The sequence below is a fragment of the Amycolatopsis sp. CA-128772 genome, from assembly GCF_002904295.1.
GTDB lineage: Bacteria > Actinomycetota > Actinomycetes > Mycobacteriales > Pseudonocardiaceae > Amycolatopsis.
This window is the reverse complement of the sequence record NZ_PPHG01000048.1, coordinates 43,440-59,285: the sequence shown is the minus strand read 5'-3', so window position 1 is coordinate 59,285 and position 15,846 is coordinate 43,440. Positions and strand designations below refer to the sequence as shown.

2 protein-coding genes are annotated in these 15,846 nt (G+C 75.2%); both read right to left on the bottom strand.

Translation table 11 applies throughout. The annotated features are described in order from the left end of the window. Positions 1 to 3: 3 nt before the first annotated feature. The gene (locus tag C2L59_RS17895; RefSeq protein WP_103350656.1) at positions 4 to 10,326 is read right to left on the bottom strand and encodes a type I polyketide synthase; all 10,323 of its coding nucleotides are present in this window, start codon (positions 10,324 to 10,326) and stop codon (positions 4 to 6) included. Positions 10,327 to 10,378: 52 nt separating this feature from the next. Continuing rightward, positions 10,379 to 15,826 carry a type I polyketide synthase gene (locus tag C2L59_RS17890; protein WP_103350655.1) on the bottom strand — a complete coding sequence of 1,816 codons (5,448 nt, stop codon included), beginning with the start codon at positions 15,824 to 15,826 and terminating at the stop codon, positions 10,379 to 10,381. Positions 15,827 to 15,846 lie beyond the last annotated feature (20 nt).

Below are 15,846 nucleotides of genomic sequence, written 5' to 3'. Positions count from 1 at the left end.
CTTTCAGACCAGTTCGTGCAGGTGCGCGGCGAGCAGTTTCGGCGTCGGGTGGTCGAACACGACGCTGGGCGAGATCTTTCGTTCGGTCAGCGCGCGCAGCCGGTTGCGGAGCTCGATCGCGGTCAGGGAGTCGAAGCCGATCTCGAACAGCCCCTGGTCCTCGTCGATCTGGTCGGCGGCGCGGAACCCCAGCACCCCGGCCACCTGGGTGCGCACCGCGTCGAGCAGGACCGAGCGCCGCTGGTCCGGAGTCAGCCCGGCCAGCCGGTCGGCCAGTCCCTTGTCCACAGTGGACACCGTGTGCGCCTGCTGCCGGGCCGGCCGGACCAGGCCGCGCAGCAGCTGCGGCACCGGCGTGCCGGCGGCCCGCAGGCCACGCAGGTCGAGCCGGGCGGGCACGAGCTGCGCCTGCCCGGACGCGATGGCCGCGTCGAAGAGGTCCATGCCTTCGCCGGGTTGCATGGCCACCAGCCCGCCGCGCCGGTTCATCCGGGCCCGGGCGGCCTCGTCGGAGCCGGCCGCCATGCCGCCGGAGGTCTGGTCCCACAGGCCCCACGCCAGCGACTGGCCGGGCAGGCCCGCCGCGCGCCGCTGGGCCATCAGCCCGTCCAGGTACGCGTTCGCCGCCGCGTAGCCGCCGCTTCCGGCTCCCATGAACACCGCCGAGACCGAGGAGTAGACGACGAACGCGTCGAGGTCCGTCCCGCGGGTCAGCTCGTCCAGGTGATCGGCGGCCGTGACCTTGGGCGCGAACACCTCGGCCAGCTGGTCCGGCGTCACCGTCCCGATCACCCCGGCGGCCGGCACGCCGGCCGTGTGCACCACAGCCGTCGGCCGGTGCGCTTCGAGCAGCGCCGCCACCTGGTCCCGCTCGGCGACGTCGCAGGCGACGACCGTGACGTCCGCGCCCAGCCCGGTGAGGTCGGTGACCAGGTCCTTCGCGCCTTCGGCGTCGAGCCCCCGGCGGCTCGCCAGCAGCAGCTGCCGGACGCCGTGGCGCTCGACGAGGTGCCGGGCCACCAGGCCGCCCAGGGACCCGGTGCCGCCGGTGACCAGCACCGGCCCCCGGGCCGGGAACGCCGCGGGCGCGCCCGGCTGGGCGACGCGGGCGAGGCGCGGGATCGACAGGGTGGTGCCGCGCACCGCGACCTGCGGTTCCCCGCTGTCCAGCACCGAAGCCAGCACCGGTTCCACCGCGGTATCGGTGTCCACCAGGACGATCCGGTCCGGGTTCTCCGCCTGGGCGGCCCGGACCAGGCCCCACACGGCCGACGCGGCCGGGTCGGTCACCACGCCGTCGCCGGCGGGCACCGCGCCCCGGGTCACGATCGCGAGTTTCGCGGCCTCCAGGCCGGCCCCGCCCAGCCAGCACTGCACGACGTCGAGCACCCGGACGGTCAGCTCCAGCGCCGAACCACCGCCGGCTTCCATGACGGCCACCTCCGGGGCGTCCGCCACGCCGGTCAGCACGTCGTCGGCCAGGTTCGCCACGTCCTCCGCGGTGGCCACCGGAACCCACGACGGCACCGGCGCCGAACTGTCCACAGTGGACAAGGCGGTCCAGCCGACCCGGAACAGCGAGCCGGTGCCGTCGGCCGTGGCCAGCTGCTCGTCGGACACCGGACGGCCGACCAGGGCGTCCAGCGTCACGACCAGGCCGCCGGCCGCGTCCACGGCCTCGAGGGACAGGTCCTCGCCGGCGCCCTTGGCGACCCGCACCCGCAGCGCCGAGGCGCCCGCCGCGTGCAGCCGCAGGCCGTTCCACGCGAACGGCAGCCGCACCTCGTCGCCGTAGGACCCGGCTTCGCCGGAGGCGGCAGCCACCATCGTCGAGTGCAGGGCCGCGTCCAGCAGCGCGGGGTGGATGCCGAACCGGCCGGCCTCCTCGCGGTGCTCCTCGGGCAGCGCGATCTCGGCGAAGGTCTCGTCGCCACGCCGCCACACCGCCCGCACGGCCCGGAACACCGGCCCGTAGCCGTAGCCGACGTCCGCCAGCACGTCGTAGGCGCCGGCGATGTCGACGGGCTGCGCGCCGGGCGGCGGCCAGGCGGCGAAGTCGAACCCGGCGCTCCGGCGGCCGGCCGGGACGAGCACCCCGGTCGCGTGCCGCGTCCAGGTGTCCGCGTCTTCGCGCAGGGAGTAGACGTCCACCGTGCGCGACCCGTCCTCCCCCGGCCCGCTCAGCGCGACCTGCACGCGCACCCCGCCGCGGCGGGGCACCACGAGCGGCGCCTCGATCACGAGCTCGTCGAGCACCGGGCAGCCGGCTTCGTCGCCGGCCCGCACGGCCAGCTCGACCAGGCCGGTGCCGGGGACGATCACGACGTCCCGGACCAGGTGGTCGGCCAGCCACGGGTGCGTCCGCAGCGACAGCCGCGAGGTGCAGACGAGCCCGTCGGACTGCGGGAGCGGCACGACCGCGCCGAGCAGCGGGTGGTCCGCCCCGGCCAGGCCGAGCGAGACGGCGTCGGTGGCCGGCTCGGCCGCGCGCAGCCAGTAGTGCTGGTGGTCGAAGGCGTAGGCCGGGAGGTCCACCGGCCCGGCGGGCGCGGGCAGCGTTCCGGTCCAGTCCACCGCGACCCCGCGGACGAACAGCTCGGCCGCGGAGGTGAGCAGCCGCCGCGGGCCGCCGTCGCCGCGCCGGACCGACCCGGCCACCACCGCGGCGGTGTCGTCGATCAGCTCGGTGATCGGCTGGACCAGCACCGGGTGGGCGCTGACCTCGACGAACACGCCGTGGTCCCGGCCGAGCAGCTCGGTCACGGCCGCGCCGAAGCCGACCTGGTGACGCAGGTTCCGGTACCAGTACCCGCCGTCCAGGACGCCGGCTTCGGTGATCCACTCCCCCGTCACCGTCGAGCGGAACGGCACCAGCGGTGCCTGCGCCTCGATCCCGGCCAGTGCCTCGGCCAGGGTGTCGCGGATGTCTTCCACGTGCCAGGTGTGCGAGGCGTAGTCCACGGCCACCCGCCGCACGCGAATTCCCTGACGCGCCAAGCATTCCAGCGCTTCGCCGAGCGCTTCGGCGTCCCCGGCGATGACCACGGACGAGGGACCGTTGACGGCCGCCACCTCGACCCAGCCCGCCCAGGGCACCAGCCGCATGACGGCTTCGTCCTCGCTGAGGGCGACCGACGCCATGCCGCCGCGCCCGGAGAGCTTCGCGGCGATGGCCTGGCTGCGCAGGGCGACCACCTTCGCCGCGTCCTCAAGGGACAGTGCCCCGGACACGCAGGCCGCGGCGATCTCGCCCTGGGAGTGCCCGAGCACCGCGTCCGGCACCACGCCGATCGAGGACCACACCGCCGCGAGGCCGACCATCATCGCGAAGCTCGCGGGCTGGAGCACGTCGACGCGGTCCATCAGCGCGGGATCGGCGTCGCCGCGCAGAACGTCCAAAAGGGACCAGTCGATCCACGGCTCCAGCGCGGCCGCGCACTCGGTGATGCGCTCGGCGAACACCGGGGACGCGTCCAGGAGCTCGCGGCCCATGCCGGCCCACTGCGTCCCCTGGCCCGGGAACACCCAGACGACCTTGCCCGGCCGTCCGGAAGCGGGCACCCGGCCGGTCACCAGGCCGGGCGCGTCCTCGCCACGGGCCAGCGCCGCCAGGCTGTCGCGGGCTTCCTCGGCCGAGCCCGCCACGACGACCGCCCGCTCGCCGAACAGGGCCCGGGTGGCCAGCGCTCCGGCCACGTCCACCAGCGGCTCGCCGGACCCTTCGGCGAATTCCGCCAGCCGGCCGGCCTGACCGGCCAGGGAGCCGGCGCTGCGTGCGGACAGCACCACCGGCACCACCGGCACGACCGCGTCGGCCGGCGCCTCGGCGGGCGGCCGGAGTTCGAGGGGTGCCTCTTCGATGATGAGGTGCGCGTTCGTCCCGCTGATCCCGAACGAGGAGACCCCGGCCCGGCGCGGCCGGCCGTCCGACGGCCACTCCCGCGCCTCGGTCAGCAGCTCGACCGCACCGGCGGACCAGTCGACCTGGGTGGTGGGCCGGTCGACGTGCAGGGTGCGCGGCAGCAGGCCGTGCCGCAGCGCCTGCACCACCTTGATCACGCTCGCGACTCCGGCGGCCGACTGGGTGTGGCCGAAGTTCGACTTCAGCGACCCGAGCCACAACGGCTTTTCCGGCTCCCGGTCCTTGCCGTAGGTGGCCAGCAGGGCCTGCGCCTCGATCGGGTCGCCCAGCGGCGTCCCGGTGCCGTGCCCTTCCACGGCGTCCACATCGGACGGTTCGAGTCCGGCCCCGGCCAGCGCGCGACGGATCACCCGCTGCTGCGACGGACCGTTCGGCGCGGTCAAGCCGTTCGAAGCGCCGTCCTGGTTCACCGCGGAACCCCGCAGCACGGCCAGCACCCGGTGCCCGCGTTCGCGCGCCACCGAAAGCCGTTCCAGCACGACGATGCCGACGCCCTCGGCCCAGCCGGTGCCGTCCGCGCCGTCGGCGTACGCCTTGCAACGCCCGTCGCCGGCCAGCCCGCGCTGCCGCGAGAACTCGACGAAGGTGCCGGGCGTGCCCATCACCGTCACGCCGCCGGCCAGCGCCATCGAGCACTCGCCCTGCCGCAGCGACTGCCCGGCCAGGTGCATCGCCACCAGGGAGGACGAACAGGCCGTGTCGATCGTGACCGCCGGGCCTTCGAAGCCGAAGACGTAGGACACCCGGCCCGACACGACGCTCGAAGCGCCGGCCGTGCTCGCGTAGCCCTCCATTTCCGAGGCGTCCGCGCCCATGCCGTAGCCCTGGTTGGACACCCCGGCGAAGACGCCGACGTCGGTGCCCTTCAAGGCGTGCGGGTCGAGGCCCGCGCTCTCCAGGGCCTCCCAGGACGCCTCCAGCAGCAGCCGCTGCTGCGGGTCCATGGCGACGGCCTCGCGCGGCGAAATCCCGAAGAAGGCCGCGTCGAACAGCGCGGCGCCTTCGAGGAACCCGCCCTGGCTGGTGTACGTCGTGCCGGAGCTGTCCGGGTCCGCGTCGAACAGGTTTTCCAGGTTCCAGCCCCGGTCCTCGGGGAAGGGAGACAGCCCCTCGCGGCCCTCGACCAGCAGCTGCCACAGGTCTTCGGGGTCCGAGACACCGCCGGGCAGCCGGCAGGCCATGCCGACGATCGCGATCGGCTCGTTCGCCGCCGCGGCCACCACCGGCGCCGCGCGGTTCACCTCGGTGCCGGCGAGGGTGTCACCCAGTTCGTCACGCAGGTGCCGGGCCAGCGCCAGCGGGGTCGGGTAGTCGAACACCAGCGTCGCGGGCAGCTTCAGCCCGGTCGTCTCCCGCAGCCGGTTGCGCAGTTCCACCGCGGTCAGGGAGTCGAACCCGGCGTCGGAGAACACGGTGCTCTCCAGGACGCTCTCCGGCCCGGTGTGCCCGAGCACGAGCGCGACCTGCGTGCGGACCAGGTCGAGCAGCAGCGTCTCCTGCTCGGCCGGGGTGCGCCCGGCCAGGCCCGGCAGCACGCCGCCGGTGCTCGCGGCCGCGGCACGCGCCTGCTGCCGGCCCGCGCGGACCAGGCCGCGCAGGAGGGGCGGCACCTCCGCACGGGTGCTCTTGAGGTCCAGCTTGACCGGGACCAGCAACGCCTGGCCGGAGCCCACGGCCGCGTCGAACAGCTCCATGCCTTCGACCGGCGTGATGGCCAGGACGCCGCCGCGGCTCGCGCGCGCCTGGTCCGACTGGCCGAGGTGCGCGGTCATGCCGTCGTCCTGCTGCCACATGCCCCAGGCGAGCGACGTGCCCGGCAGCCCCGCGGCGTGCCGGTTGGCCACCACCGCGTCCAGGTAGGCGTTCGCGGCGGCGTAGTTGCCCTGGCCGGCGGACCCGAAGACGCCCGAGGCCGAGGAGAACACGGCGAAGGTCGTGACGGCCGGGTCGCGGGTCAGCTCGTCCAGGTGCCGCACGGCGGCCACCTTGGGCGCGAACACCTTCGCCAGCCGCTCGGGGGTCAGCGCTTCGATCACGCCGTCGTCCAGCACGCCCGCCGTGTGCACGACGCCGGTGGGCCGGTGGGCCTCGAGCAGCGCCGCGACCTGCTCGCGGTCGGCGAGGTCGCACGCCACGACGGACACCGCGGCGCCCGCGCCGGTGAGCTCGGCGACCAGCTCGGCCACGCCCTCGGCGCCGGAACCGCGCCGGCTGGCGAGCACCAGCCGCCGGACGTCGTGCCGGGCCACCAGGTGCCGGGCCACCAGTGCGCCGAGGGAACCCGCGCCGGACACCAGGACCGTCGAGTCCCGGTCGAACCGCGCCGAGGCCGCGGTGGCCCCGGCCCGGGCGAGACGGGGGACCATGAACGTGGTGCCCCGGACGGCGACCTGCGGCTCGCCGCCGGCCAGCACCGGTCCGAGCACCGAAGTCACCTCGGTGCCGGGATCGAGGTCCAGCAGCACGAACCGGTCCGGGTTTTCCGCCTGTGCGGACCGGACCAGGCCCCAGACCGCGGCCGCGGCCGGGTCGAGCACCGTGCCGTCGACGGCGGGCACCGCACCCCGGGTCACGACCACGAGCCGCGGATCCCCGCCCGGCGCGGCCGCGAGCCACGCCTGCACCGCTTCCAGGGCGCGCGCCGTCACGTCGAGGGCATCGGCACCGCCGGGCACCTCGAAGACCGCGGTGGCCGGGACGTCCGCCGCGCCGGCCGCGACCGGCGGGAGTTCGGTCCACGCCACGCGGAACAGCGCGTCGCGCGTCACCGACGGCGTGGTGTCCAGGTGCTCGGCGGACACCGGGCGGGACACCAGCGAGTCCGCCGTCACCACGAGGCCGCCGGTCTCGTCGGCCGCCTCCAGCGAGACGGTGTTCGGACCGCCGAACGCCAGCCGCACCCGCAGTGCCGACGCGCCGGCGGCGTGCAGCACCAGGCCGTTCCACGCGAAGGGCAGCGCGGGCGGGCCGAGTTCGTCCTCCGGGGTGGCCGCGACCTTGAGCATGCCGGCGTGCAGGCCGGAGTCCAGCAGGCCGGGGTGGATCCCGAACCGGCCGGCGTCTTCGCGCTGGTCCTCGGGCAGCGCCACTTCGGCGAAGACCTCGTCGCCGCGCTGCCAGACTGCGTGCAGGCCCTGGAACACCGGCCCGTACGCGTACCCGCGGTCGGCCAGGTCGGCGTAGAAGCCGCCGACCTCGATCCGCTGCGCGCCGGGCGGCGGCCACGCGGTGAAGTCGTAGCCCGGGCGCGGGGCCGGCGCGGCCGGGGTCAGGGTGCCGGTCGCGTGCCGCATCCAGGTCTCGTCGCCGGCCTGGTCCTCGCGCAGGGAGTAGACGTCGACGGTGCGGACGCCGGTCTCCCCCGGCGCGCCGACCGCGACCTGCACCCGCACGCCGCCTTGTTCCGGGACCACCAGCGGCGCCTCGATCACGAGCTCTTCGAGCACCGGGCAGCCGGCCTCGTCGCCGGCCCGCACGGCCAGCTCGACCAGGCCGGTGCCCGCGACGAGCACGGCCCCGCCGATGGCGTGGTCGGCGAGCCAGGGGTGCGTCCGCAGCGACAGCCGTGACGTGAAGACCAGGCCGTCGAAGCGCGGCAGCCGCACCACCGCGCCCAGCAGCGGGTGGCCGGCCGCGGCCTGCCCGAGCGACGTCGCATCGGTCGCCGTGCCGGTGCCGGAAAGCCAGTAGTTCCGCCGGTCGAAGGCGTAGGTCGGCAGGTCCACCCGGCCCGCCGCGGGCGGCAGGACGGCGTCCCAGTCGACAGCCACCCCGCGCACGAACAGCTCGGCGACCGAGGCCAGCAGCGTCTGTTCCTCCGGGCGGTCGTCGCGCAACGCCGCGACGCAGGACGCGCCGCCGGCGGACTCCTCGACGAGGGCGGTCAGGGCCGCGCCGGGGCCGAGTTCCACGAAGACCGTGCCGCCGCGCTCGGCCGCGGCCGCGATCCCCTCGGCGAACCGGACCGGCCGGCGCACGTGCTCGGCCCAGTACTGCGGGTTCGTCAGCTCACCGGGTCCGGCCGGCCGGCCCGTCACGTTGGAGATCACCGGGATCTGCGGCTCGTGCCAGGTGACGCCGGCGATCTCGGCGGTGAACGCGGCCAGCATCGGTTCCATCCGCGCGGAGTGGAAGGCGTGGGACACCGTCAGCTGCTTGGTCTTGTGCCCCCGCTCCCGCATCCGGTCGGCCGCGGCGAGGACCGCGTCGCGCTCACCCGAGAGCACGACGGCGGCCGGGCCGTTGACCGCCGCGAGTTCCACGCCGTCGCCCAGCAGCTCGGCGACTTCGTCCTCGCCGGCCGCCACCGCGACCATCACGCCGCCCGGCGGCAGCGCCTGCATCAGCCGGCCGCGGGCCGCGACCACGCGTGCCGCGTCGTCCAGCGATAGCACGCCGGCCGCGTGGGCGGCGGAAAGCTCCCCGATCGAATGCCCGGCGACGACGTCCGGCCGCACGCCCCAGGATTCGGCCAACCGGAACAACGCCGTCTCCACGGCGAACAGGCCCGCCTGCGTGAACACCGTCAGGTCGAGCAGCTCGGCGCTGCCGGCCGCGGTGCCGAGCACGACCTCCCGCACCGGGTGGTCGACCCAGCCGGCCAGGTGCTCGTCCAGCCGCGCGCACGCCTCGTCGAACGCCGCCGCGAACACCGGGTACCGCTCGTACAGCGCCCGGCCCATCCCGGACCGCTGCGAACCCTGGCCGGGGAACACCCACACGACCTGCCCCGGCGCGCCCGCGCGGCCGGTCACCAGACCGGCCGCCCCCGCACCCCCGGCCAGCGCGGTCAGCCCGGCGATCGCCTGTTCCGCCGAGCCGGCCACCACCACCGCCCGCTCGCCGAACGTCGCCCGGTCCGAAACCAGCGCCCGGGCCACCCGCGCCACCGGCACGTCGTCGCCGGAAGCCAGCAGGGACGCGAGCCGGCCCGCCTGGGCGGCCAGGGAACCGGGGTTCTTCGCCGACACGACCAGCGGCACCGCGCCGGCCGGCACCGGCTCGGCGACGTCCGGTTCCGCGGGCTGCGGCGGTGCCTCCTCGATGATCACGTGCGCGTTCGTCCCGCTGATCCCGAACGCCGACACGCCGGCCCGCCGCGGCCGGCCGTTGGCCGGCCAGTCCCGGGCCGCGGTCAGCAGCTCGACCGCACCGGCCGACCAGTCCACCTGCGGCGTCGGCTCTTCGACGTGCAGGGTCGGCGGCATGACGCCGTGTTCCAGCGCCTTGACCATCTTGATCAGCCCGACCACGCCGGCGGCCGCCTGGGTGTGCCCGACGTTCGACTTCACCGAACCCAGCCACAACGGCTGCTGCGGGTCGCGGTTCTTCCCGTAGGTGGCCAGCAGCGCCTGCGCCTCGATCGGGTCGCCCAGCGCGGTGCCGGTGCCGTGCGCCTCCACGATGTCCACATCGGACGGAACCAGCCCGGCCCCGGACAGCGCCTTGCGGATCACCCGCTGCTGCGACGGCCCGTTCGGCGCGGTCAGGCCGTTGGAGGCACCGTCCTGGTTGACCGCGGATCCCCGCAGCACGGCCAGCACCCGGTGCCCGCGTTCGCGCGCCACCGACAACCGTTCCAGCAGCACGACTCCGACGCCCTCGGCCCAGCCGGTGCCGTCCGCCGTCGAGGAAAACGCCTTGCTGCGCCCGTCACGGGCCATCACCCGCTGCCGCGAGTACGCCACGAAGGTGCCCGGTGTCGGCATCACCGTCGCCCCGCCGGCCAGCGCCATCGAGCACTCGCCGAGCCGCAACGCCTGCGCCGCGAGGTGGATCGCCACCAGGGACGACGAGCACGCCGTGTCGATCGTGACCGCGGGTCCCTCGAAGCCGAAGGTGTAGGAGACGCGCCCGGACGCCACGCTCGACGCGCTGCCGGTACCCGCGTACCCCTCCAGCTCCGGCGGGATCGTCCCGGCGCCGGTGCCGTAGCCCTGGGTGAACAGGCCGGAGAACACCCCGACATCGGTGCCCTTCAGCGTGGCCGGGTCGACGCCCGCGTCCTCGAACGCCTCCCACGACGCTTCCAGCAGCATCCGCTGCTGCGGGTCCATCATCAGCGCCTCGCGCGGCGAGATGCCAAAGAAGCCGGCGTCGAACTGCCCGGCCCCGTCGAGGAAGCCGCCCTGGCTGGCGTACGACGTGCCCGGGTGGTCGGGGTCCGGGTCGAAGAAGCCGTCCAGGTCCCAGCCGCGGTCGTCGGGGAACTCGGACAGGGCGTCGACCCCGTCGACCACCAGCCGCCAGAATTCCTCGGGCGAGGACACCCCACCCGGCAGCCGGCACGCCATCCCCACGATGGCGAGCGGCTCGTCAGCGTGCCGCGAGCCCTGCTTGCGCAGGTCGTGCAGTTCGGCCGTGACGCGCTTGAGGTATTTGAGGAGTTTCTCGTCCGTTGCCATTTCTTCGATTCCTCACGGAGGGGTTGCCGGGACGCGACGTCTCGAACCGGGGTCAGACGAGCCCGAGCTCGTCGTGGATGAATTCGAGGACCTCGTCGGCGGAGGCGGCTTCCAGGTGGTCCGCCGCCGTGGCGGCGCCCGCCTCTTCGAGCACGCCGTTGCACTTCGCCACCAGGCCCTGCAGGCGGAGCGTGATGCTCGACTTCATGGATTCGTCGAGGCGCAGGCCGCTGATCAGGGACTCGACGTCCTCGATCTTCGCCTGCACCAGGGACAGCGCGTCTTCGCTGACGCCGAGTTCGGCCCGCAGGTGCCGGGCGAGGACCAGCGGGGTCGGGTAGTCGAAGACCAGCGTGGCGGGCAGCTTCAAGCCGGTGCCTTCACGCAGCCGGTTGCGCAGCTCCACCGACGTCAGCGAGTCGAAGCCGGCGTCCTTGAACGCCATCTCGGCCGGCACACCCTCGGACCCGCCGTGCCCGAGCACGGCCGCCGCCCGTTCACGGACCAGATCCACGAGCAGGGCTTCCTGCTCCGCGGCGGCCAGCCCGGCCAGCCGCTGGACCAGCTCGCCGTCGCCGGCCGACGCCGTGCGCGCCTGCTGCCGGCCCGCCCGGACCAGGCCGCGCAGCAGCGGCGGGATCGCGCCGCCGTGCTTCGCGCCGGCCCGGACCTCCCGCAGGTCCAGCTTGACCGGGACCAGCTGCGGCTGCCCTGACGCCAGCGCGGCGTCGAACAGGTCCATGCCTTCGGTCGCGGTGATCGGCAGGACGCCGCCGCGGCTCATCCGCGCCTTGTCGACCCCGCCGAGGTGGGCGATCATCTCGGTGGCCAGCTCCCACAGGCCCCAGGCCAGCGAGACGCCCGGGAGGCCGGCCGCCTGGCGGCTCGCCATCAGGCCGTCCAGGAAGGCGTTCGCCGCCGCGTAGTTGCCCTGCCCGGCCGCGCCCAGCACGCCCGAGGCGGACGAGTAGACGACGAACGCGCCGAGGTCCATGTCCCGGGTCAGCTCGTCGAGGTGGCGCACCGCGTCGACCTTCGGGGCGAACACCCGGGCCAGCTTGTCCTCGGTCAGCGTCCCGATCACGCCGTCGTCCAGCACGCCCGCCGTGTGCACCACGCCGGTCAGCGGGTGCTCGGCCGGCACGGCGGCCAGCAGGGCCGCCACCTGGTCGCGGTCGGACACGTCACAGGCCGCCATCGAGACGTCGGCGCCCAGGGCGGTGAGGTCGGCGACCAGGTCCTTCGCGCCGTCGGCGTCGAGACCGCGCCGGCTGGCCAGCACCAGGTGCCGCACGCCGTGCCGCTCGACCAGGTGCCGGGCCACCAGCCCGCCCAGTGTCCCGGCCCCGGAGACCAGCACGGTCCCGTCCGGGCCGAACACCGCGGGCGCCGCCGGCTGCGCGCCGGTCCGGGCCAGCCGCGGCACGGACAGGGTTCCCTCACGCACCGCGAGCTGCGGTTCCCCGGTCATCAGCACGCCACCCAGCACCGCCTCCAGTCCGTCGCCGACCGCGGGGTCGAGGTCCAGCAGCACGATCCGGTCCGGGTTCTCGGACTGGGCGGCCCGCACCAGGCCCCAGACCGCCGACGCCACCGGGTCGGTCACCGCGCTCCCGCCGGCCGCCACCGCCCCGCGCGTCACCACGACCAGCCGCGAGTCCGCGTCCGGGGCGGCCAGCCACGCCTGCGTGACGGCCAGCACCCGGGTGGTCAGCTCCAGCACGGCACCCGCGCCGGACCCGCCGGTGGCTTCGAGGACCGCCACCGCACCCGGCGGCACGTCTTCGGCGAACGCCGTAACGGCGTCCGCGTCGGCCACCTCCACCCACAGCGGGGCGGGCAGGCCGGCGGGCGCGGCCAGCGGGGTCCAGCCGACCTCGAACAACGAGCCCGCGCGCGCCGGAGCCGCCGGGAGGTGCTCGCCGGACACCGGCCGCAGTTCCAGGGAGTCCACCGACACGACCGGGGTCCCGGTCCCGTCCGCGGCCTCCAGCGACACGCCGTCCGGACCGGGCGTCAGCCGCACGCGCAGCGCCGAAGCACCGGCGGCGTGCAGCACCAGCCCGCGCCACCCGGTCGCCTGCCGCAGGGCCTGGTCGTCCAGGTCGCCGTCGGCGGTCAGCATGGCCGGGTGCAGGGCCGCGTCCAGCAACGCCGGGTGGACGCCGAACGCGGCGGCGTCTTCCCGCAGGTCCTCGGGCAGCGCGAGTTCGGCGAACACCTCGTCGCCCCGCCGCCAGACCGCCCGCAGGCCCCGGAACGCCGGCCCGTAGCCGAACCCGCGCTCGGCCAGGTCCTCGTAGAGCAGGCCGGGGTCCACCTCGACCGGCTGCGCACCCGACGGCGGCCACGCGGCGAAGTCGAAGCCCGCGGCCGCCACCGGCGTCGCGGACAGGGTGCCGGTGGCGTGCCGGGTCCACTCGTCCGCGTCGCCGTCGCCCCGGGAGTAGATCTCCACCGTGCGGGCACCGCGGTCGTCCGGTCCGCTTAGCACGACCTGGACCCGGACCCCGCCGCCCTCGGGCAGGCCCAGCGGCGTCTCGATCGTCAGGTCCTCGAGGACCGAGCAGCCGGCCTCGTCGCCGGCGCGCACGGCCAGCTCGGCCAGGCCGCTGCCGGGCACGCTCGCGGCCCCGCCGATCGCGTGGCCGGCCAGCCACGGGTGCGTCCGCACCGACAGCCGGGAGGTGAACACGATTTCCGCGGACCGCGGCAGCGACACGACCGCGCCCAGCATCGGGTGCTCGGCCGCCGCCTGTCCCAGCGAGGCGGCGTCGGTGTCCGCGCCGGCGGCCTCCAGCCAGTAGTGCTGCTGGTCGAACGCGTACGTCGGCAGCGGGACGCGGCCGGGCGCGACGGCCGGCAGCAGGCCGCGCCAGTCCACCGCGACCCCGCGGACGAACAGCTCCGCGGCCGAGGTCAGGAACCGGCGCAGGCCACCGTCCTGCCGCCGCACCGAGCCGCCGACGACAGCGTCCACGCCGGCGTCGTCGACGATGCCGGTGATCGGCTGCACCATCACCGGGTGCGGGCTGACCTCGACGAAGAACCGGTGCCCGTCGTCCAGGAGCGCGTCGGCCGCGCCGTGCAGATCGACCATCTGCCGGCAGTTTTCGTACCAGTACGTGGCGTCCAGGCGTTCGCCGTCGAGCACGCCGGGCTTGACGGTCGAGTAGAACGGCACCGTGCCCGGCTCGGGCCGGACGTCCTTCAACAGGTCCAGCAGCTCGTCCCGCAGCGGCTCGACCTGGGCGGTGTGCGAACCGACCGTGCTCGGCACGATCCGGGCGCGCACGTCGGCGGCCGCGCACTCGGCCAGGAACCGGTGCAGGGATTCGTCGTCGCCCGCCACGGTGCACGCGCCGGGGCCGTTGCGCCCGGCGATGCCCAGCCCCGGGTACCCGGCCAGCCGGTCCCGGACGTCGTCGGCGGACAGCGCCACGGAGGCGATCGCGCCGTGGCCGACCAGCCGCCGCGCGAACAGGTCGCTGCGCAGCACGACCACGCGCGCCGCGTCGGCCAGGCTCAGCACCCCGGCGATGTGCGCGGCCGCGACCTCGCCCTGCGAGTGACCCACCACGGCATCGGGCCGGACGCCGGCCGCTTCCCACACCGCGGCCAGCGACACCATCACCGCGAACAGCACCGGCTGCAGGACCTCGATGCGCTCCAGGCCCTCGTCACCGCGCAGGACGTCGAGCACGGACCAGCCGGTCAAGGCGGCGACTTCCTTGTCGCAGTCGGCCATCCGGGCCGCGAACACCGGCGACTCGGCCAGTAGCTCACGGCCCATCCCGACCCACTGCGTGCCCTGGCCGGGAAACACGAAGACGATCCCGCCGTCGCGGGCGCCGTCGCCCGCGACGCCGTGGCCGTCGGCGATTTCCCGCAGGCCCGCGATAGCTTCCTCGCGGTCGCCGGCCACCACGACACCGCGCTTGTCCAGCACCGCCCGGCCCGCGGCCAGCGCCCCGGCCACGTCGGGCAGGGGTACGTCGGCCTGGGCGAGGTACTCGGCGAGCCGCCCGGCCTGTGCGGTCAGGGACGCGGTGGTGCGCGCCGAAACCACCAGCGGCACCAGCCCCTCGGGGGCCGTCTCCGTGGTTTCGAGCTCTTCGGCGACCTCTTCCAGGATGACGTGCGCGTTGGTCCCGCTGATCCCGAAGGAGGAGATCGCGGCCCGGCGCGGGCGGCCGTCGGCCGACCATTCCCGGGCCTCGGTCAGCAGCTCGACCGCGCCCGCCGACCAGTCCACTTCCTTGGTGGGCTCGTCCGCGTGCAGCGTCGGGGGCAGCACGCCGTGCCGCAGCGCCTGCACCATCTTGATCACGCCGCCGACGCCGGCCGCCGCCTGCGTGTGGCCGATGTTCGACTTCAGCGACCCCAGCCACAGCGGCTTCGCCGGGTCGCGGTCCTTGCCGTAGGTGGCCAGCAGGGCGTTGGCCTCGATCGGGTCGCCCAGCGCGGTGCCGGTCCCGTGGCCCTCCACGACGTCCACTTCGGACGGTGCCAGCCCGGCGTTCGCCAGCGCGCTGCGGATCACCCGCTGCTGCGCCGGGCCGCTCGGCGCAGTCAGGCCGTTGGACGCGCCGTCCTGGTTGACCGCGCTGCCGCGGATCACCGCGAGCACCCGGTGCCCGCGCTCGCGGGCCACCGACAGCCGCTCCAGCACGACCACGCCGACGCCTTCGGCCAGCCCGGTGCCGTCCGCGCCTTCGGCGTACGCCTTGCAGCGGCCGTCCGCAGCGAGCGCCCGCTGCCGCGAAAACGAGCGGAACGAGCCGGGCGTCGCCATCACCATCGCGCCGCCGGCCAGGGCCATCGAGCAGTCACCCTGCCGGAGGGCCTGCACCGCGAGGTGCATGGCGACCAGCGACGACGAGCACCCGGTGTCGATCGTGACGGCCGGTCCCTCGAACCCGAAGGTGTAGGACACCCGGCCGGACGCGATGCACGTCGCCGCGCCCGTTCCCGCGAAGCCTTCCGCCTCCGGCGGGACCACGCCGCCGCCGGCGCCGTAGCCCTGCGTGGACAGGCCGGAGAACACCCCGACTTCGCTGCCCTTCAGGGAAAGCGGGTCGGCGCCGGCGCGTTCGAGGGCCTCCCAGGACGTCTCCAGCAGCAGCCGCTGCTGCGGGTCCATGGTGACGGCCTCGCGCGGCGAAATGCCGAACAGCCCCGCGTCGAACAGCCCGGCGCCCTGCAGGAACCCGCCCTGGCTCGTGTACGACGTCCCGGCGCGGTCGGGGTCCGAGTCGAACAGGCTGTCCAGGTCCCAGCCGCGGTCGGCGGGGAAGTCGGCGACGGCGTCGACGCCGTCGGCCACCAGCTGCCACAGCTGTTCGGGCGTCGACACGCCGCCGGGGTACCGGCACGCCATGGAGACGATGGCGATCGGCTCGCGGGCGTCGTCCTCGACCTCACGCAGCCGCTTGCGGGCGTCGCGGGCGTCCGCGATCGCCCGCTTGAGGTAATCGCGGAGTTGTGTCTCATCGGCCACTGAACTCAGCTCCCTGGAAG